The organism is Paracidovorax cattleyae, assembly GCF_900104515.1.
GTDB classification, from domain to species: Bacteria; Pseudomonadota; Gammaproteobacteria; order Burkholderiales; family Burkholderiaceae_C; genus Paracidovorax; species Paracidovorax cattleyae.
Window position 1 is genome coordinate 44,440 of record NZ_FNJL01000027.1, and the last position, 19,980, is coordinate 64,419.

A 19,980-nucleotide genomic window follows, 5' to 3' on the forward strand; every position below is an offset into this window, starting at 1 on the left:
GGAAGGAAAGCGCCCATCTTAGCGAGCGCGCCACCACCGCGGCGCAGGGTCGCCAGGCCCGGCGGCAGTCCAGGCGCTCAGGCGGCGCGCTGCCGCATCACGGCCGGTCCCTGTTCGGCCAGGTCCCAGAACAGGCCGGCCATGATCTCCAGCGATTCGCGCGTGACGTCGGCCAGGATGTGTTCGTTGGGCGCGTGCTGCGAGCACGCCGGGTAGGAGTGCGGCACCCACAGCGTGGGCAGGCCCAGCGTTTCGGAGAACACGTCGTTCGGCAGCGAGCCGCCCAGGTTGGGCAGCAGCGCGGGGCGCCGGCCGGTGGTGCGCTCCATGGACGCCAGGCCCCAGCGCACCCAGGCATCGTCCGGGTCCAGGCGCGTGGCGGCCATGTGCACGTCGGTGCCGCGCACTTCCACGTCGTCGAAGCCGTGGGCCGCCAGGTGGGCGCAGATGTGGTCGAGGAAGTGCGCCGCATCGCTGCCCACCACGTAGCGCATGTGGCAGTGCGCCCGTGCCGTGGCCGGAATGGCATGGACCGGCATGGCCGGGTTGCCGCAGGTGAAGGCCAGCACCTCCAGGCTGTTCCAGCCGATGACGCGCTCGGCGGGCGTCAGGCCGGGCTCGCCCCAGTCCGGGTCGATCTCCGGGTCGCCGGCGCTGCCGCCCACCTCGATGTCCCGCAGGGCCACGCGCACGCCCTCGGGCAGCTCCCTCGGCAGCAGGCCCGGCACCAGGATGCGGCCCCTGGCATCCACCAGCGTGGCAATGGCGTGGGCCAGGCGGATGCCCGGGTTGCGCAGCAGTCCGCCCCAGTTGCCGGAATGGTGGCCACCGTCGCGCAGGTCCAGGTGCAGGTCGAAGTTGAACACGCCGCGCGAGCCCAGGAACATCGTCGCACGCGAGGCCGACACGCGCGGCCCGTCGGAGGCCAGGAACAGGTCGGCGGCCAGGAAGTCGCGGTGCTGCGCGCAGACCGCGTCCAGGCCTGGCGAGCCGTCTTCCTCGCCCATCTCCAGGATGATTTTCACGTTGTAGCCCAGTACGCCGCCGCGGGCGCCCAGCACCTGCTCCAGCGCCGTGAGGTTGATGGTGTGCTGACCCTTGTTGTCGGCCGTGCCGCGGCCGTACCAGCGGTTGCCGTCCACCACGATCTTCCAGGGCTGCAGGCCTTCGCGCCACTGCGCGTCGTAGCCGCGCACCACGTCGCCGTGCCCGTAGGTGAGCACGGTGAAGGCGGCACCCGGCTCCCTGCGCTCGGCCAGCAGGAAAGGGCTCTTGCCCGGCACGGGGTTGTCCACGATCTGGCAGCCGAAGCCGAGCTGGTGCAGCAGCGGCACGATCTCTTCGCCCAGGTAAGCGTACAGCTGCGGCAGGCTGGCGGCGTCCTGGCTCTCGGTGCGGAAGGCGACGCGGCGATCGAGCGTCTCCTGGAAGCGCCCGTCGTCGAAGACGGCGACGGTGCGCGCGATGGCGGATTCACGGGTCATGAAAGGCTCCAGGGTAGCGGGGCAGAAGGTGGATGCCGGCATCAGGCGAAGGCCTCGCGGTCGATGTCGGGCAGGCCCAGCCCCGGCTCGGGCGACAGGGCGGACGCCAGCAGCATGCGGGTGTAGGGATGCTGCGGATCGGCGAAGATCTGTGCGCGCGTGCCCTGCTCGACGATGCAGCCCCGGTGCATCACGGCCACGCGGTCCACCAGGTGTTCCACCACGCCCAGGTCGTGGCTGATGAACAGGTAGGTGAGGCCGAACTCGGCCTTGAGATCCAGCAGCAGGTTCAGGATCTGCGCCTGCACCGACACGTCCAGCGCCGACGTGGGTTCGTCGCAGACCAGGATTTCGGGCCGCAGCACCAGGGCGCGGGCGATGGCCACGCGCTGGCGCTGGCCGCCGGAGAGCTGGTTGGGATACTGCCGGTGCGTGCGCTCGGGCATGCCGACCAGGTCGAGCATGGCCTTCACGCTGCGCGCCTGTTCGGCCGGCGTGCCCGCGCCGTGCAGGCGCAGCGGCACGCCGACGATGTCGGCCACGGTGCGGCGCGGGTTGAGCGAGGAGTAGGGATCCTGGAAGATGGGCTGGATGCGCCGGGCCAGCGCGCGGCGCTGGCGCGGGTCGATCTCCCGGCCGCCGACCAGCACGTTGCCGGACGTGGGCGGCAGCAGCCCCAGCAGCATCTTGGCCAGCGTGCTCTTGCCGCAGCCGGACTCGCCCACCAGGCCCAGCGTCTCGCCCTTGCGGATGCGCAGCGACACCTCGTTCACGGCCTGGATGCTACCGGCGGGCTGGAACAGGCCGCGCTTTAGCCGGAAGCTGCGGCTGAGCGCGCAAAGCTCCAGCGCGATGTCCTCGGAGCCGCCCACCGTGCCCGCCGGCGGGAGGGCAGAGGCGGCAGTTCGGGGCAGGTTCCACGTCCGGGAGTCGGTCATGGCATTCATGCGGCCTCCGCCAGTGCCGGGGTTGCGGAATGGGCGGCGGCAACGCAGCGCACGGCATGGCCCGGCGCCACCTCGGCGAACGGTGGCGCGACGCTGCAGACCGGCCGGGCCAGGCTGCAGCGGTTGGCGAAGGCGCAGCCCTGCACGTCGCCGATGAGGCTGGGCACCACGCCGGGAATCGCCTGCAGGCGGCTGCCCGGCAGCGTCTTGCCGCGCACGGGAATGCAGCGCAAAAGGCCCTGGGTGTAGGGGTGCGAGGGGTGTGAGAAAAGCGCATCCACGGGCGCCGTCTCGACCACCTCGCCCGCATACATCACGGCCACTCGGTCGGCGATGCGAGCCACCACGCCCAGGTCGTGCGTGATGAACACCACCGCGGTGCCGAATTCCTTCTGCAGCTCGCGGATGAGGCGCAGGATCTGCGCCTGGATGGTCACGTCCAGCGCCGTGGTGGGCTCGTCGGCGATGATGAGGTCGGGCCCGCACATCAGGGCCATGGCGATCATCACGCGCTGGCGCAGGCCGCCCGATAGCTGGTGCGGGTACTGGCGCAGGCGGTCGGCCGCCTGGGGAACGCCGGCGCGCTGCAGCAGGTAGAGGGCACGCTCGCGCGCCTCGGCGGCCGTTGCCTTGCCGTGGGCTCGCAGCGCCTCGCACAGCTGGTCGCCCAGCGTGTACGACGGGTTCAGCGAGGTCATGGGCTCCTGGAAGATCATGGACATGCGCGCGCCGCGCAGCCGCGCCATGCCACGCTCGTTTTGTGCCTGCAGGTCGATGCCATCGAAATGCAGGCGTTCGGCCGACCGCCGCGCCCTGGCCGGCAGCAGGCCCATCAGCGCCAGCGAAGTCATGGACTTGCCGCAGCCCGACTCGCCGACCAGGCACAGCATCTCGCCGCGCTGCACCTGGAAGTCGATGCCGCGCACGGCATGCAGCACGCCGCGCCCGGTGGGCAGGTCCACACGCAGGTTCTTCACATCGAGAAGGATGCTCATAGGGGGGTTTCTCCTCGGGAGCGTTCAATGGCGGCCGTCGGGAGCGGCCACGTCGCGGATGCCGTCGCCCACGAGATTGATGGCCAGCACCAGCACCGCGAGCACCACGCCCGGAATCATGATCACCCAGGGCTGGAAGAACATGTACGCCTTGCCTTCCGCCACCATCAGCCCCCATGAGGGCGTGGGTGGCTGCACGCCCAGGCCCAGAAAAGACAGCGTGGATTCGAGCAGGATGGCATGGGCCATCTCCAGCGTGGCCACAACGGTGAGCGCGCCCATCAGGTTGGGCAGCAGCTCGCGCACCAGGATGTAGGATGTGGAGGCGCCCAGGCTCTTGGCGGCGGCGATGAACTCGGCGTCGCGCAGCTGCTGCGTGGCCGAGCGCGTGACGATGGCGAAGCGGTCCCACAGCAGCAGGCTCAGCAGCACGATCACCACCTTGAGCGAGCCGCCCACCAGCGATGCCATGGCCAGGGCCACCAGCACCACGGGCATGGCCAGGCGGCAGGTGATGACGTAACTCACCACCGCATCCACGCGGCCGCCGAAGTAGCCGGCCAGCACGCCCAGGGTGGTGCCGATCAGCCCGGAGACGAGGGCGGTGACGAAACCGATCACCAGCGACACGCGCGCGCCGTAGAGCAGGCGGCTCAGGTAGTCGCGCCCCAGCTTGTCGGTGCCCAGCACGTGCTCCCAGGTGCCGCGCTCCTGCCACACGGGCGGGATGAGGCGCTGCGTCACGTCCTGCGCGAAGGGGTCGTGCGGCGCCAGGCAGGGCGCGAACACGGCGGCCAGCACGGCCAGGCCGAGCACGATGCTGCCCAGCAGCAGCCCGCGGTGGCCGGCCATGCGGCGCAGCGCGCGGCGCCAGGCCGGCACGGGCAGCGCGGCCAGCGCCGCGCTGCCGGACAGGGGTAGAGAGGTCGTCGTCATGTGAGGCCCTTCTCAGCGGGTGCGCATGCGCGGATCGAGCGCGGCGTTGAGCACGTCGGCCACGAAGGTGAGTGCGATATAGAACGTGGCGATGATGAGCACCACGGCCTGCACCACGGGGTAGTCGTTGCGGGCGATGGAGTCCCAGGCCAGCTGGCCCAGCCCCTGCAGCGAATAGACCGACTCGATGACTACCGAGCCACCCAGCATGAAGCCCAGCTCCACCGCCGCCAGCGCCACCACGGGGATGATGGCGTTGCGCAGCGCGTGCTTGAACACCACGCGCGCCGGCGACAGGCCCTTGGCGCGTGCCGTGCGGATGTAGTCCGATCCCATCACGTCCAGCATGCCGGCGCGGGTCAGCCGCATGAGCGAGGGCATGGCGTAGTAGCCCAGCGCCACGGCCGGCAGCACGAAGTGCAGCCAGCTCGTGTTGCCAGCCACGGGCAGCCATTTCAGCCCCACGGAGAACACCACGATCAGCGCCAGCGCGAACCAGAAGTTGGGCATGGCCTGGCCGATGGTGGCCACCAGCAGTGCCAGCCGGTCCACCCAGGTGTCGCGGTAGAGCGCAGCGGCCACGCCCAGGGGAATTGCCACGGCCACGGCCAGCAGCAGCGACACGGCGCCGAGCTTGAGCGTGATGGGCAGGCGCTCGCCCACCAGTTCCATCACCGTGTTCTGGAAATAGAACGAGCGGCCGAAGTCCAGCTGCAGGGCTGCCCCCAGCCAATCGAAGAACTGGGTGGTCATGGGGCGGTCCAGGCCGTACTGCACGCGGATCTTCTCCACGTCGGCGGCGCTCGATTCCGGTCCGGCGATGGCCGTGGCCAGGTCGCCGGAGAGGTGCAGCAGCAGGAAGCTCACCACCGCGACGGTGAGCATCACGGCCAGCGCCACCGCCAGCCTGCGCAGGATGTAAGTCAGCATGGCTTCTCAGCCGCTCACTTCCAGCGGGCCTGCGCGAAGCGCGGCAGCTCGTCGGGCCAGGCGTCGAAGGCCAGGTCCTTCGTGAAGGCGTAGTTGGTCGAGTACGAGAAGATCGGCGCCCACATCGCCTCCTTGGTGATGCGCTCCAGCGCCTGGCCGTACTTGGCGAGGCGGTCGGTCTTGTCGGTGCTGCTGTCGGCGGTCTGCAGCAGGGCGATGGTCTGCGGGTCCTTGGCCGTGTCGTCCGGCCCGCCCTTGAAGAAGTTGCCCACGAAAGCGGAGGCATCGCTGATGGAGTACGAGCCCCAGGCCTGGAAGGTGAGCGGAGCGCGGCCGGAGCGGACTTCGGTGCGCAGCGCCGGGTACTGCACGAAATGCAGCCGGGCGCGGATGCCGACCTTGCGCAGGTCGCCGATCAGCGCCTCGGCATACTCGCGCTCGCGGTAGGCCCACAGGTCGGTGTCGAAGCCGTTGGCGTAGCCGGCCTGCGCCAGCAGTTCTTTGGCCTTGGCCGGGTTGTACTCGTAGCGCGCCACCTTGCTGGTCACGCAGCCCACCTGCATGCGGAAGCACGGCGCATACACGGGCTGGCTGCCGCCGCGCACCAGGCTGTCGGCGAAGCCCTTGCGGTTGATGGCGTAGTTCACGGCCTGGCGCACGCGCACGTCCTTGAAGGGCGCGGACTCGGGCGTGGTGCCCACGTTGTTGATGGTGACGAAGCCCAGGCGCATGGTCTCGCCGCTGAGCACCGACACCTGGGGCATGGTCGCCTTCATGGACTCGGCCTGGTCGGCCGGCACGCGCCAGATCCAGTCGATGGCGCCGGTCATGAGCTGGGCGACGCGGGCCTCGGGATCACGCACCACGACGAACTTCACCGTGCCGATCAGCGGCTGGCCCACGGGGCTGTCCTTGAAATAGTCCGGGTTCTTGACCATGGTCACGCCCTGCCCCGGCACCACGGCCGTGATCTTGTAGGGGCCGGTGCCGACGGGCGCCTTGCTGAAGCCTTCCAGGCCGACCTTCCTGAAGTAGGCCGCGGGATAGATGGGCGTGGGGCCGGCCAGGTATTCGAGCGCGGCGGGAAACGGTGTCTTGAGCTGGATGCGTACCTGCAGCGGGCCCACGACCTCGACGTTCTTGATCCAGTCGGTGTTCTGGCGCGTGGCGATCTTGGCGTCCGGTCCGTTGACCACATTGAAGGTGAATGCCACGTCCTCGGCGCCCAGCGGATCCCCGTTGTGGAACTTCACGCCCGGGCGCAGCGTGACAAGCAGCGCCGTGGGGGACTCCCACTTCCAGGCCGTGGCGAGCAGGGGCTTGTGCTCGCCGGTCCTGGGGTCGCGGTAGATCAGCGTGTCCCAGGCCATGTTCGCCAGGATCACGCCCTCGCGCATGTTGTTGTGGTACGGGCTCACGTTCTCGACCTCGTTGTCCGAGGCATAGACCAGGGTGTCGTTGGCCTTGCCCGCATGGGCGCCGGTGGCGAGGAAGGCAGCGAACACGGCTGCACCGCCGCAACGCACCAGAGTGGGGGAAAGATGGCCCATTTCGGAAACTCCTTCGTCAGACAAGCAACGGAACGTGTGTCGAGGAGCAAGAATGGGACACAAAGGCCGTTCGCACTATTACCGTTTTCGCAGCCCGGCGATGCCGTTCCGGCAACGGAGCGTCCCTGCGCGCACCACCGCCGGGAAAGCTCCGCCGGCTTGCTGGCACGGTGCGTGCAACCATGCCGGGCCATGAACCGCTCCCCGCTCATCGCACGCCAGTTGCAGGACACGGCGCTGCGCTACTTCCTGGAGGTCGTGCGCTGCGGCTCCATCAGCGAGGCGTCGGCGCGGCTGTCCGTGGCGGGCTCGGCCATCAGCCGCCAGATCGCCCACCTGGAGGACGTGCTGGGCGCGGCCCTGTTCGAGCGCCATGCGCGCGGCATGGTGCCCAGCTCGGCGGGCGAACTGCTGGCCACGCACGCCCTCAAGTCCGCGCACGATGCCGAGCGCGTGGTGCAAGAGATCCAGTCGCTGCAGGGCATGCGGCGTGGGCGCGTGCGCATCGCATCGGCCGAGGGCTTCGCCATGGAGTTCCTGCCGCGGCTCATCAGCGACTTCCACCGGCAGCACCCGGGCGTGCAGTTCCACCTGAGCGTGCATGCGCCGGGTGAATGCACGCGGCGTGTGCTGCTCAGCGACGCGGACATCGGCATCGTGATGAGCCGCCACACCGAGAAGGACATCAAGGTCGAGCACCTGCAGCCTTCGCCGGTGGGGGCCGCCATGCGCCAAGGGCATCCGCTGTCGCGCTTCCGGCAGATCAGCCTGTCGCAACTGCTGGCCTACCCCATCGCCCTGCCCGAAGCCGACACCACCGTGCGCCAGCTGTTCGACATCGCCTGCAGCCGCCAGCGCCTGGCGGTGGAGCCGGTGCTGACGAGCAACTACATCAGCGCGCTGTTCGGCTTCCTGCGCCACCGCGAGGATGGGGTGACCATCTGCGGCGAGATCTCCGGCCGCAACCAGGTGGACCGGGGCGAACTGGCCTTCGTGCGACTGCGCGACAAGGGGCTGGACTTGCGCAACATCGAGGTGCAGACGCTCATCGGCCGCACCCAGCCCAAGGCCGTGCAGGCCTTCCTGGAGCACCTGCGCCAGGGGCTGGGCGGGACCGGGCTGCGTTGAGCGGCGCCAGCGGACCGCGCTCCATCCGGCGGGCTCAGCCGGCGCGCTTGTTGAGCAGCGCCGTGGCCGCGCGCGAATTCGGCTTGCGGCCGAGGAAGTCGCTGATGTAGGCGCCCGCATCGACCAGGGCATCCAGGTCGATGCCCGTCTCGATGCCCATGCCGTGCAGCATGTACACCACGTCCTCGGTGGCCACGTTGCCCGTGGCCCCCTTGGCGTAGGGGCAGCCGCCCAGGCCCGCCACCGACGTGTCGAACTGCCAGATGCCCATCTCCAGCGCGGCCAGCGTGTTGGCGAGCGCCTGGCCGTAGGTGTCGTGGAAGTGGCCGGAAACATCGTCCACGGCATAGTGCGCGAGCGTCGCCTCGATGGCGCGCTGCACCTTGTGCGGGGTGCCCACGCCGATGGTGTCCGCCACGCCGATGTGCTGTACGCCGATGCCCTTCATGAGCCCGGCCAGGTAGCCCACGCGCTCCGGCGCCACCTCGCCTTCGTAGGGGCAGCCCACGGTGCAGCTCATCGCCCCGCGCACATGGATGCCCGCGGCGCGTGCGGCTTCCACCACCGGGGCGAACCGCTCGATGCTCTCGGCGATGCTGCAGTTGATGTTCTTCTGGCTGAAGGCTTCGCTGGCGGAGCCGAACACCACGATCTCGTCGGGCCGGTCCAGCACGGCCGCCTCGTAGCCTTTCAGGTTGGGCGTCAGCACCGAATAGCGCACGCCCGGACGCCGCTCGATGCCGGCCATCACCTCATGGTTGTCCGCCATCTGCGGCACCCACTTGGGCGAGACATAGCTCGTGACCTCGATCTCGGTCAGCCCGGCCGCCTGCAGCCGGTGCACGAGACCGATCTTGACGCTGGCCGGCACGGGGGATTTCTCGTTCTGCAGCCCGTCGCGCGGGCCGACGTCCACGAGCTTGGCGCGGGTGGGAAGGGATGGCATGGTTGGGTCCTCGAATGCGAATGGAAATTCAAGCAGGGGTAAGGCGTGCAGCGCCCCAGGGCAGGGGCATGCCCATCAGTAACCGCGTGCGGCATCGACCTCGCCCGACACCGACAACTCGCCCCGGTGCAGGGCGGCGATCTTGCGCGCGATCTGGGCGATGCTTTCCGCACGCAGCGTGCGCGCCGAGGTATGGGGCGTGACGGTGACGCGCGGATGGCTCCAGAACGGATGGCCCGCCGGCAGCGGCTCGGTGCGGAAGACGTCCAGCGTGGCACCGGCGAGATGGCCGCTGTCCAGCAGGGGCAGCAGGTCCTCTTCCACCAGATGCGCTCCCCGCGCCACGTTGATCACGCAGCCTCCCGGGAGCAGGCGCGAAAGCGTCTCCCGGCGCAGGATGCCCGTAGTGTCGGGTGTGAGGGGCAGCAGGTTCACCAGCACGCGGCTCGCCGCCAGGAAATCCTGCAGCCCGTCGGCTCCGTGGAAGGTGCGCACACCTTCGATGGCCTTGGGCGAGCGGCTCCAGCCCTGCACCGGGAACTCGAAATGCGCCACGGCGCGCGCCACGCGCTCGCCCAGCACGCCCAGCCCCATGACACCGACGGGAAAATCCTGCCGCAGCCGCGGCTTGCGGAAAGCCCAGCGGCCTTCGCGTTCCGCGGCCTCGTAGGCATCGAATTCGCGGAAATGGCGGATGACCGCATGGCAGACATATTCCGCCATCTGCACGGCCATGCCGGCGTCGTCGAGCCGCACGATGCGGCAGCCCTCGGGCACGCGCAGCTTCAGCAGCGCATCCACGCCCGCGCCGATATTGAACAGGGCCCGCAGCCGGGGCTGCTCGTCCAGGAACCGCTGGGGCGGTGCCCACACCACCGCGTAGTCGGCCTGGGGCGCTCCGGGCTCCCAGACCGTGATGCGGGCATCGGGCAGGGCAGCGCGCAGGCCTTCCAGCCAGGGCGCGGGCGGCGTATCGGTACAGCAGAAGAGGATGTCGGTCATTCCACGGAGCCTATCGCAGAGGACATGGTCCGCGCTGTCACACAGGCTTTCGGCGCACCGTCATGCCGCCGCGGCCAGGCGCAGCAATTCGGCCCCTTCGGTGACCTGGTCTCCGGGTGCATAGAGCAGTTCCTCGACCATGCCATCGGCAGGCGCGGCGATCGTGTGCTCCATCTTCATCGCCTCCATCACGGCCAGGGCCTGCCCCTTGGCCACGCGGTCGCCCGCGCGCACCGCGAAGGACACCACCTTGCCGGGCATCGGGGCGGTGAGCCGGCCGCCCTCGGCCTGCGCCTCCCCCGCATGGGCCAGCCGGTCGATGACCGTGAGCTGCGCGGCGCCGCGCGGCATGAAGACGTGGCGCGACTCCCCTCGGGCATGCACCGTGGCCCGCGTGCGCTCGCCGGCGAAGGACAGCTCGATGGTGCCACCCTCCCCTTCCTGCTCGCCGGCGCGCCCGAAAACGAGAGGCCCCTCGGCCAGCACGGTCCCGCCGGCCTCCACCCGGAGCCGATGGGCCTCGCCGGGCAGGTAGGCGAGCGTCGCGGAGGCCGGCTGCCCGGCGCATTCCACCTCGAAGCGCCGGCGGCTGTCCCCCCATCCCTGCCAGCCGTCCCGGCGCCCGAACGGATCGCCCGGCTGCTCGGCGGCCTGTTCGGCCAGCAGCGCATGGGCCACGGTCGCGGCCAGTGCCAGGGGCAGCGGGACCGGCGACTGGTGGAAGAGCACCGCCTGCTCGCGCTGGATGAGCGCGGTGTCCAGGCGGGCCTGCGAGAAGGACCCGGTGCGCAGCACATGCCGCAGGAACTGCACGTTCGTCGCCAGCCCCACGATGTGCATGCGCGACAGCGCTTCATCCAGCCGCGCCAGTGCCTGCTCGCGCGTGTCGCCATGCACGATGAGCTTGGCGATCATCGAGTCGTAGAACGGGCTGATCGCATCGCCCTCGCGCACCCCGGCATCGATGCGCACCGTGCCGCGCTCGAAATGCGTGCAGGGGCCATGGCGATAGACGGCCAGCCGGCCGGTGGCGGGCAGGAACTGGTTGTCCGGGTTCTCCGCGCAGATCCGCGCCTCGATCGCATGGCCGGAAATGCGCAGCTGATCCTGGGCCAGCGGCAGCGGCTCGCCCGCGGCCACCCGCAATTGCCACTCCACGAGATCCTGGCCGGTGATCGCCTCCGTCACCGGGTGCTCCACCTGCAGCCGCGTGTTCATTTCCATGAAGAAGAAATCCATCGCGCCGCCCTCGCGCTGCTCGACGATGAATTCCACGGTACCGGCCCCCACGTAGCCCACGGCCCGCGCCGCGGCGACCGCAGCCTGCCCCATGCGCGCCCGCATCTCCCCGGTCATGCCCGGTGCGGGCGCCTCCTCCAGCACCTTCTGGTGGCGGCGCTGCACGGAGCAGTCGCGCTCGAAGAGGTACACGCAACCGCCGTGCGTGTCGCCGAACACCTGGATCTCGATATGGCGCGGGCGCTGCACGTATTTCTCGATCAGCACCGCGTCGTCGCCGAAGCTGTTGATCGCCTCGCGCTTGCACGACTCCAGCGCCCCCGCGAAATCGGCGGCCTTCTCCACCGCCCGCATGCCCTTGCCGCCGCCCCCGGCGCTGGCCTTGATGAGCACCGGGTAGCCGATGCGGTCGGCCTCGCGCTGCAGCAGCGCCGGATCCTGGTCTGCGCCGTGGTAGCCCGGAACCAGCGGCACACCGGCTTTCTCCATCAGCTGTTTGGACTCGGCCTTGAGGCCCATGGCCTGGATGGCCGAGGGCGGAGGGCCGATGAAGACGAGCCCCGCGTCCCCGCAGGCCTGCGCGAACTCCTCGTTCTCCGACAGGAAGCCGTAGCCCGGATGGATGGCCTGGGCCCCCGTGTGGCGCGCCGCCTCGATGATGCGCTCCCAGCGCAGGTAGCTCTCCTGCGGGGCACTGCCGCCGATGTGCACCGCTTCGTCGCAGGCTGCCACGTGCCGGGCAGAGGCATCGGCATCGGAATACACGGCCACGGTCTTCACGCCCATGCGGCGCGCGGTGGCGGCCACCCGGCAGGCGATTTCTCCGCGGTTGGCGATGAGGATCTTTTCAAACATGGGAGGCCTCCGCGGAGAAATCGCCTGCGCACGCTGCGCGTGCCATTCCATTTGCAGAAACGCCTGTCTGGCAGGCGTTTTCACCGCGGTTGGCAATCAGTATCTTGTCAAACATCTTTGCGTCTCACTCCAAAACCGGGCCGCCCGCGGCCCGTGCCGCGGACCCGCCCGCACTCGTCTCATGGCCGGGGCATCAGGCCCTGGCCGCAGGCCGGGAAAAGAAAACAGAGAGCCGCCGCAGCACGGCGCGCAGGAACTTCAGCAGCACCACCAGCACCAGCACGGATAGCGCCACCATGCAGGCCAGGGCAATGCCGAAGGCCACCGGATGCTGCGTGGACAGCCAGACCACCACCACGACCAGGCCGTCCTCGAAGAACGACAGCAGCCAGTTGGACACGGGCTCCGGCGACGTGTTGGCAGCGGCCCGCGCGGTCATCTTGGTGGCCAGCGCCGTGGCGGACAGCGAGCCACCCAGCAGGCCGGCAGCCAGCGCCATGCCGCCGTTGTCCGGGCCGAACACGCCGGCAGCCAGCAGGGCACCCGCGGGCACGCGGATCACGGCATGCACGGCATCCCACAGGCTGTCGAACCAGGGCACCTTGTCGGCAACGAACTCCACGCACAGCAGCAGCCCGCTCACCATCAGCACGACCGGATGCTGCAGCATGCGCAGCCCCTCCGGCAACGCCAGCCAGCCGGCCGCGCCCATGCCCCCGACCAGGAAAACCACCGCGTAGAGCCGGAAGCCGCTGGCCCAGCCCAGGGCCGCGGCCAGCGCCAGCAGGCCCGGCATGTCCAGCACGCCCGTGGCGCGGCGCGCCTGCTCCGCCACGGCCTGCGCCGTGCCCGCATCCACGTGCAGGCCGGCGGCGTGCAGCCACTGGACGATGTGCAGCCAGAGGGCATCCATGGCGGCGGGCCCGGGCGGGCAGGCTCAGCCCTGCGCCGGCAGCCACGCCGGCTTGCGTTTCTGCAGGAAGGCCTGGACGCCCTCGCGCCCTTCGCCGCTCGCCCGGATGTCCGCGATGGCGTCCACCGTCGAGGCGATGAGTGCATCGTCGATGGGCCGCCCGGCGATGTCCCGCACCAGGCGCTTGCCCGCGGCCACCGCCTGCGGCCCGGCCGCGGCGATCGCCTGCAGGACGGCATCGAGCCTCTCGTCGAGCTGCTCGAAATCCACCACTTCGTGCACCAGCCCCACGCGCAGCGCCTCCAGCGCACCGAAGCGTTCGCCGGTCACGAAATAGCGGCGCGCGGCGCGCTCGCCCATGGCCCGCACCACATAGGGCCCGATGGTGGCGGGTATCAGTCCCAGCCGCACCTCGCTCAGGCAGAACGCGGCCGTGTCCACCGCCACTGCCACGTCGCAGGCGGCCACCAGCCCCAGGCCGCCGGCATACACATCGCCCTGGATGCGCGCGATGGTCGGCTTGGGGCAATCGTTGAGGGTGCGCAGCATCGCCGCCAGCCGGCCCGCGTCCGCGACGTTCTCCGCGCGCGAATAGTCGGCCATCCGGCGCATCCAGTTCAGGTCCGCGCCCGCGCAGAAGGCCGGGCCTTCCGCGGCGAGCACGATGGCGCGCACGTCCTCCTGCCGGCCCAGCGTCTCGAACGCGCGGGTCAGCTCGGCGATGACCTCGTCGCTGAACGCGTTGCGCACCTCCGGCCGTGCAAGGGTGACGCGCGCGATCGCTCCGGACTGGCCGATGTGCAGATGGCGGTATTCGGTGGTCGTCATGGTGGATTCCTCCTTGTGCTGTCAGGATGGGCGAGCCCGGGAGCGCTCACATGCGGAAAATGCCGAACTTCGTGCCCTCGACGGGCGCATTGCGCGCGGCGGCCAGGCCCAGCGCCAGCACGCGGCGCGTGTCCGCGGGGTCGATCACCCCATCGTCCCACAGCCGCGCCGTGGCGTAGTAGGGGTGGCCCTGCTCTTCGTACTGGCGGCGGATCGGCGCCTTGAACGCCTCTTCCTCCTCCAGGCTCCAGCTGCCGCCCTTGCCTTCGATCCCGTCGCGCCGCACGGTGGCCAGCACGCTCGCGGCCTGCTCGCCGCCCATCACCGAGATGCGCGCGTTCGGCCACATCCAGAGGAAGCGTGGTGAGTAGGCGCGGCCGCACATGCCGTAATTGCCGGCGCCGAACGATCCGCCGATGACGATCGTGAACTTCGGCACCGCCGCCGTGGCCACCGCGGTCACCATCTTGGCGCCGTTGCGCGCGATGCCTTCGTTCTCGTACTTGCGGCCCACCATGAAGCCGGTGATGTTCTGCAGGAACACCAGCGGGATCTTGCGCTGGCAGCACAGCTCGATGAAATGCGCGCCCTTCAGGGCCGCTTCCGAGAACAGGATGCCGTTGTTGGCGATGATGCCCACGGGCATGCCCTCGATGCGGGCGAAGCCCGTGACCAGCGTGGTGCCGTAGCGCGCCTTGAATTCGTCGAATTCGCTGCCGTCCACGATGCGCGCGATGATCTCGCGCACGTCGAACGGCTTGCGCGTATCCACCGGAATCACGCCGTACAGCTCCTGCGCCTCGAACGCAGGCGCCTGCGGCGCCGCAGCGCCGGCGGCCGGCGCGCGCTCGCGGTTCAGGTTGCGCACCGCATGGCGCGCGAGCTGCAGCGCATGCAGGTCGTTCTGCGCGAGATGGTCGGCCACGCCCGACAGGCGCGTATGCACGTCGCCGCCGCCCAGGTCCTCGGCGGTCACCACCTCGCCGGTGGCCGCCTTCACGAGCGGCGGGCCGCCCAGGAAGATCGTCCCCTGGTTCTTCACGATGATGGACTCGTCGCTCATCGCCGGCACGTACGCCCCGCCCGCCGTGCAGCTGCCCATCACCACCGCGATCTGCGCGATGCCCTGCGCGCTCATCTGCGCCTGGTTGTAGAAGATGCGGCCGAAGTGGTCCCGGTCGGGAAACACCTCGTCCTGGTTCGGCAGGTTGGCGCCTCCCGAATCGACCAGGTAGATGCACGGCAGGCGGTTCTGCTGCGCGATCTCCTGCGCCCGCAGGTGCTTCTTCACGGTCATCGGATAGTAGGTGCCTCCCTTCACCGTGGCGTCGTTGCACACCACCATGCAGTCCACGCCGCTCACCCGGCCGATGCCCGCGATCAGGCCCGCGCCCGGCGCCTCGTCGCCGTACATGCCGAGCGCAGCCAGCGGCGCGATCTCCAGGAACGGGGAGCCCGGGTCCAGCAGTTCGCGCACACGGTCGCGCGGCAGCAGCTTGCCGCGCGCGGTGTGCTTGGCGCGCGCGGCTTCGCTGCCGCCCAGGGCCACCTGGTCCGCGCGGTCGCGCAGATCCTGCACGAGCACGCGCATCGCGGAAGCATTGGCCTGGAAATCGGCCGAGCGGGGATTGAGGCGGGATTCGAGGATCATGGAAGGACGGGAGGAAGATTTCAGGCAGTGGCGCGCTCGGTCAGGCAGAGTTGTTCCTTCATGGCATCGCGGATCTTGAATTTCTGGATCTTTCCGGTCACCGTCATCGGGAATTCGGAAACGAACCGGATGTGGCGCGGCACCTTGTAGTGCGCGATCTGGCCCTGGCAGAACGCCCGGATGCCGTCCTCGGTGGGCTGCTCGCCGGGTTTGGCGATGATCCAGGCGCACAGCTCCTCGCCGTACTTCTCGTCGGGCACGCCCACCACCTGCACGTCCTGCACCTGCGGATGCCGGTAGAGGAACTCCTCGATCTCGCGCGGATAGATGTTCTCGCCGCCGCGGATCACCATGTCCTTGATGCGGCCGACGATGTTCACGTAGCCCTCGGCATCCATCGTGGCCAGGTCGCCCGTGTGCATCCAGCCCTGCGCGTCGATCGCCTCGCGCGTCTTCTCCGGATCGCCCCAGTAGCCGTGCATCACCGAGTAGCCGCGCGTGCACAGCTCGCCGGAGCGGCCGCGCGGCACGGGCTCGCCGGAATCCGGGTCGATGATCTTCACCTCCAGGTGCGGCTGCACCAGGCCCACGGTGGACACGCGCTTGTCCAGCGGCGTGTCCGTGCTGCTCTGGCAGCTCACGGGGCTGGTCTCGGTCATGCCGTAGGCGATGGTGATCTGCTCCAGGTGCATGTCGCTCACCACGCGCTTCATGACCTCGATGGGGCAAGGGGAGCCTGCCATGATGCCGGTGCGCAGCGTCGAGAGATCGAATTCCGCGAACCGCGGATGCTGCAGCTCGGCGATGAACATGGTGGGCACGCCATGCAGCCCCGTGCAGCGCTCGGCCTGCACCGTCTCCAGCACCGCCAGCGGATCGAAGCCATCGCTCGGATACACGATGGTGCTGCCGTGGGTCAAGCACGCAAGGTTGCCCAGCACCATGCCGAAGCAGTGGTAGAGCGGCACCGGGATGCAGAGCCGGTCTTCGGGCGTGAGGCGCATGCATTCGCCGATGAAGAATCCGTTGTTCAGGATGTTGCGGTGCGTGAGCGTCGCGCCCTTGGGAAAGCCGGTGGTGCCGCTCGTGAACTGGATGTTGATGGGGTCCTGCGGATCCAGCGTCTTCGCCACCGCGTCGATGCGGGCGTCCTGCGCATCGCCGCGCGCGAGCAGCTCCGAAAACCGCAGCATCCCCGGCTCTTCGGTGCCCTCCTGTTCCGGCGCATCGATCCACACCACGGTGCGCAGGTGCGGCAGGCGCCGCGCGGCCAGTTGCCCTGGAGCCTGCCGGCTCCACTCGGGCGCCAGCTCACGCAGCATGCCCAGGTAATCGCTGGTCTTGAAGCGGGCCATCGCCACCAGCGCCTTGCAGCCCACCTTGTTCAGCGCGTACTCGACCTCGGCAGTGCGGTAGGCAGGATTGATGTTGACCAGCACGAGGCCTACCTGCGCCGTGGCGAACTGCATCCGCACCCATTCCGCGTTGTTGTGCGACCAGATGCCCACGCGGTCGCCCTTCTGCAGACCCAGGCCCAGCAGCGCGCCGGCGAGGCGCCGCACCTCGGCATGCAGCTCCGCATAGGTGTACCGCTGTCCCTGGTGGCGGCTGACGAGGGCTTCCCGGCCGGGATGGCGCGCCGCCATGCCGGCGAAGAAATCCCCCAGGGTCTGCTCGATCAGCGGAATACGGGTGTCGCCGCGCACATGGCTGGCGGCGGACGAAAGGACGGACGGATCGGACGGCTGGGTCACGGCAGTTGTCTCCTGGTCATGCGGTCTCTGGCGGACCGGCGGCCGGCGGTGTGCGGCATATGCGGGACAGCATGCCGGCGGACGCGGCCGCATGGACCAAGCATACGCCCCCGGGCCGCCGTCCGGGCCACCGATCAGGCCACACAGGTTGCAATTCGCGCCACGGGGCCGCACACTCCCTGCATGACGACAAAGCCCCCGGCACCTGCCAGCGCCGCGCCGCAGCCGGTGGCAGCCACGCCCATGGCCTTCGTCGATGCCATCGTGCATGCCTACGTCCAGCGCGGCATGAACCCTGCCAATGCCCTGGCCACGGCACAAATCCCGCCACGCAGCCTGCAGAACCCGCAGGCCCGCATCACTGCCCTGCAGATGGAGGCGCTGTCCGCCGCCGCCATGCGCGAGCTCGACGACGAGGCCCTGGGATGGTTCTCACGGCGCCTGCCCTGGGGCAGCTACGGCATGCTGGCGCGCGCCTCCATCAGCTCCCCCACGCTGGGCATCGCGTTGCGCCGCTGGTGCCGCCACCATGCGCTCCTCGCGGACGACATCGGCCTGCACCTGGACGCCGACGGCGGCACCGCCACGCTGTCGCTGTCCGAGCACCACGAACTCGGCGTGCTGCGCGAGTTCTGCACCGTCTCCGTGCTGCGCAATGCCCTCGGGCTGGCCTGCTGGTTCATCGACTCCCGGCTGCCGCTGCTGGATGCGGCCTTTCCGTTCCAGCCGCCGCCGCACGCCGCGGTCTATCCGCTGCTCTTCGGGGTGGCTCCGCGCTTCGGAGCCCCCCAGGCCCTGCTGCGGTTCGACGCGCGCTACCTCGACCTGCCCCTGCAACGCGACGAGGACGCGCTGCAGCTGATGCTGCAACGCGCCCTGCCCCTCACCGTGCGCCAGTACCGCCGCGACCGCCTGCTGGTGCAGCGCGTGCGGCAGGCGCTGGCCCACGCACCGGAGCTGTCCCACAGCGCGCAGACGCTGGCCGCCGCACTGCACGTCTCGCCCCGCACCCTGCACCGCCAGCTCCGGGAGGAAGGCGCCTCGCTGCAGACCCTGAAGGACGAGGCCCGCCAGTTGCGCGCGCGGGATCTGCTCCAGCGCACGGACCGGCCCGTCAAGGCCGTGGCCCAGGCAGCCGGCTTCGCCAGCGAGAAAAGCTTCATGCGCGCCTTCCGGCAGTGGACGGGCATGTCCCCGACCGCCTACCGGCAGCACCAGCGCGCCTACAGGCCGTAGCAGCGTCTCAGCCCGCCATATTCGTAATAGCGGCTGCCGCCCGCATGGCGGGCCCCTTCGCAGGCCGCGGGGAAATCCACTTCCTGCTCGTTGAACAGCATCTTCACCAGGACCATGCCGCCCGCGTCGCGCACCACGTCCCACTGCACGTTCGTGGTCATCGGGGAGACATCCTCGCCGCGCCAGGGATTGCCGGCATAGGCATAGGTCTGCGCGCGCGGCACGGGCGTGGAGGCATTGCGCAGCCCCAGGCGCGCGGTGAACGGAATCATCACTTCCGCATGGGTGAAGCGCAGCCGTGCCACCCGCTCCATCCGGCCCTGCGCGATACGGCCCACCTCGTCGAAGAAGTCCTGCAGCAGCCCCTGCGTGAAGCGGGTCGTGACGCCGCCATACTCGGTCGCGGCCGGCCCCTTCCCGTAGAAGTCGTCGATGTCCTGCAGGTACGCGAAGGTCGGCGCATGCTCCGCCGGCATGTACGCGCTGAAATCCACGCCGCCGGTCTCCTGCCGCATGCCCGGCGCGATGATGTAGAGCTCGTAGAGCAGCGCTGCCGCGTCCACGATGCCCTGGATCTTCGTCTTCCCATCCCCGGTCAGCGTGCTCGTGAAGCGGCCGTCCGCGCTCGCGAAGGTGTGGGTGCCATTGTTGGAAAAGCTGTAGCTGCCGGCATCCAGCCTGTCGATGAACGCCGCGGTGAACAGGCGCTCCAGCACCGCCCTCGCATGGGCCCGTACATCGGGCGCGGCACGCGCCGCCGCCACCCTGGCCGCGGCCTCCGCACCGTAGCCGGCGGCATCCTTGCCTGCCGCGTAGCGCTGGTAATCCAGGCTGGCGGCCAGCACCGCGGCATGCACGGCGGAGCCGTCAGGCACTGCATCACCCGTGGCCGACAGCTTGTGCGGATAGAGCTGGTAGCGGTCCACCACGCCAGGCACGATCGCTCCGGCCACGGCAGGCGCGGCGGCAGCCAGGGACGCGGCGAAGAACTGCGAGCTGTCCACCGCCCGGTCCTGTCCGGAATGCAGTACCTCCACCTGCCGGGGGCGCCCCTGGAAGCTCTGCCCGCCGAACAGCCCGGCATCGCGCTGCACCAGCCGCGCCGCCAGCTGGCGGTGCTCGGCGATGCCCACCTGGGTCAGGTTGCCATAGCCCGGCGTGCCGATGCCATCGACGCCCCAGCCCAGCAGGAAGTTGGCCCGCATGATCTTCTCGACATCCGGCCCGAGCTGGCGGCCCAGCGGCGTGAGCGCTCCGTCGGCCTGCGCCCGCGCCCAGAGATTCAGCACCGCATCGTCGTACTTGAGACTGGACAGGCCCCGCGAACCATGCCGCGCCACCAGCTCGGCATACACCTTCGAGAAGCCCGGCGGAGGTGCCTCATAGCTGTCCACGGACTGCCGGGGCTGGTAGGCGGTCTTGGTGGCATAGGCACCGGAAGACGGCCCGGGTGCGAGGCTCCCGCCACCACCGCCTCCGCAGGCAGCGAGCGTCAGGGCAAGAAGCAGGGCCGGAACGGCCAGGCGGAGCGGAAGGCGGGCGGTGGGCATGGCAGAAGGAAGCGGGCGCGAAGCCGGCAAGGCTAC

The 19,980-nt window shown here is 69.8% G+C and carries 16 protein-coding genes; 2 read left to right on the forward strand and 14 right to left on the reverse strand.

What is annotated here, in order from left to right:
* Positions 1–77 precede the first annotated feature (77 nt).
* Genes BLR05_RS19385 through BLR05_RS19410 form a run of 6 tightly spaced genes read right to left on the reverse strand, consistent with a single transcriptional unit; the run spans position 78 to position 6,842 of the window.
* On the reverse strand, positions 78–1,484 hold the full coding sequence (locus BLR05_RS19385) for a M20 family metallopeptidase (RefSeq protein WP_092837573.1): 1,407 nt from the start codon (positions 1,482–1,484) through the stop codon (positions 78–80).
* A 41-nt stretch (positions 1,485–1,525) separates the two neighbouring features.
* Positions 1,526–2,431, reverse strand: coding sequence for an ATP-binding cassette domain-containing protein (locus BLR05_RS19390; RefSeq protein ID WP_208606034.1), 906 nt, complete (start codon positions 2,429–2,431; stop codon positions 1,526–1,528).
* Positions 2,428–3,426 carry an ABC transporter ATP-binding protein gene (locus BLR05_RS19395; protein ID WP_092837576.1) on the reverse strand — a complete coding sequence of 333 codons (999 nt, stop codon included), beginning with the start codon at positions 3,424–3,426 and terminating at the stop codon, positions 2,428–2,430. Before BLR05_RS19395 ends, BLR05_RS19390 begins: the two co-directional genes overlap by 4 nt.
* Positions 3,427–3,450: 24 nt before the next feature.
* The gene (locus BLR05_RS19400) at positions 3,451–4,362 is read right to left on the reverse strand and encodes an ABC transporter permease (RefSeq protein WP_092837579.1); all 912 of its coding nucleotides are present in this window, start codon (positions 4,360–4,362) and stop codon (positions 3,451–3,453) included.
* 12 nt (positions 4,363–4,374) lie between these two features.
* Positions 4,375–5,292, reverse strand: a complete 918-nt coding sequence (locus BLR05_RS19405) for an ABC transporter permease (protein ID WP_092837582.1) — start codon at positions 5,290–5,292, stop codon at positions 4,375–4,377.
* 14 nt (positions 5,293–5,306) lie between these two features.
* Entirely contained in the window at positions 5,307–6,842 is a 1,536-nt protein-coding gene (locus tag BLR05_RS19410; RefSeq protein WP_092837585.1) for an ABC transporter substrate-binding protein, read from the reverse strand.
* A 192-nt stretch (positions 6,843–7,034) separates the two neighbouring features.
* On the opposite strand from BLR05_RS19410, the gene BLR05_RS19415 reads away from it, so the two are divergent.
* Complete coding sequence (locus BLR05_RS19415) at positions 7,035–7,970, forward strand: LysR family transcriptional regulator (protein WP_053844324.1); 936 nt, start codon at positions 7,035–7,037, stop codon at positions 7,968–7,970.
* Between the two features lie 34 nt (positions 7,971–8,004).
* Here BLR05_RS19415 and BLR05_RS19420 read toward each other — a convergent pair whose 3' ends face one another.
* The 7 genes from BLR05_RS19420 to BLR05_RS19450 form a co-directional block, all read right to left on the reverse strand.
* Positions 8,005–8,916 carry a hydroxymethylglutaryl-CoA lyase gene (locus tag BLR05_RS19420; protein ID WP_092837588.1) on the reverse strand — a complete coding sequence of 304 codons (912 nt, stop codon included), beginning with the start codon at positions 8,914–8,916 and terminating at the stop codon, positions 8,005–8,007.
* 75 nt (positions 8,917–8,991) lie between these two features.
* The gene (locus tag BLR05_RS19425) at positions 8,992–9,918 is read right to left on the reverse strand and encodes a 2-hydroxyacid dehydrogenase (RefSeq protein ID WP_092837591.1); all 927 of its coding nucleotides are present in this window, start codon (positions 9,916–9,918) and stop codon (positions 8,992–8,994) included.
* Between the two features lie 60 nt (positions 9,919–9,978).
* A complete protein-coding gene (locus BLR05_RS19430; RefSeq protein ID WP_092837594.1) occupies positions 9,979–12,012 on the reverse strand; it encodes an acetyl/propionyl/methylcrotonyl-CoA carboxylase subunit alpha in 2,034 nt (677 codons plus the stop codon).
* Positions 12,013–12,205: 193 nt separating this feature from the next.
* Positions 12,206–12,925, reverse strand: coding sequence for a DUF4126 domain-containing protein (locus tag BLR05_RS19435; protein WP_092837597.1), 720 nt, complete (start codon positions 12,923–12,925; stop codon positions 12,206–12,208).
* A 24-nt stretch (positions 12,926–12,949) separates the two neighbouring features.
* Positions 12,950–13,753, reverse strand: coding sequence for an enoyl-CoA hydratase/isomerase family protein (locus tag BLR05_RS19440; protein ID WP_092837600.1), 804 nt, complete (start codon positions 13,751–13,753; stop codon positions 12,950–12,952).
* 46 nt (positions 13,754–13,799) lie between these two features.
* Positions 13,800–15,404, reverse strand: a complete 1,605-nt coding sequence (locus BLR05_RS19445; RefSeq protein ID WP_092837603.1) for a carboxyl transferase domain-containing protein — start codon at positions 15,402–15,404, stop codon at positions 13,800–13,802.
* A gap of 20 nt (positions 15,405–15,424) precedes the next feature.
* Complete coding sequence (locus BLR05_RS19450; protein ID WP_092837606.1) at positions 15,425–17,158, reverse strand: AMP-binding protein; 1,734 nt, start codon at positions 17,156–17,158, stop codon at positions 15,425–15,427.
* A 183-nt stretch (positions 17,159–17,341) separates the two neighbouring features.
* Here BLR05_RS19450 and BLR05_RS19455 point away from each other — a divergent pair, with 183 nt between their 5' ends.
* Positions 17,342–18,394, forward strand: a complete 1,053-nt coding sequence (locus BLR05_RS19455; protein ID WP_092837609.1) for an AraC family transcriptional regulator — start codon at positions 17,342–17,344, stop codon at positions 18,392–18,394.
* Here the strand turns inward: BLR05_RS19455 and BLR05_RS19460 are convergent.
* Entirely contained in the window at positions 18,382–19,944 is a 1,563-nt protein-coding gene (locus tag BLR05_RS19460; RefSeq protein ID WP_092837612.1) for a histidine phosphatase family protein, read from the reverse strand. The genes BLR05_RS19455 and BLR05_RS19460 overlap by 13 nt on opposite strands.
* Positions 19,945–19,980 lie beyond the last annotated feature (36 nt).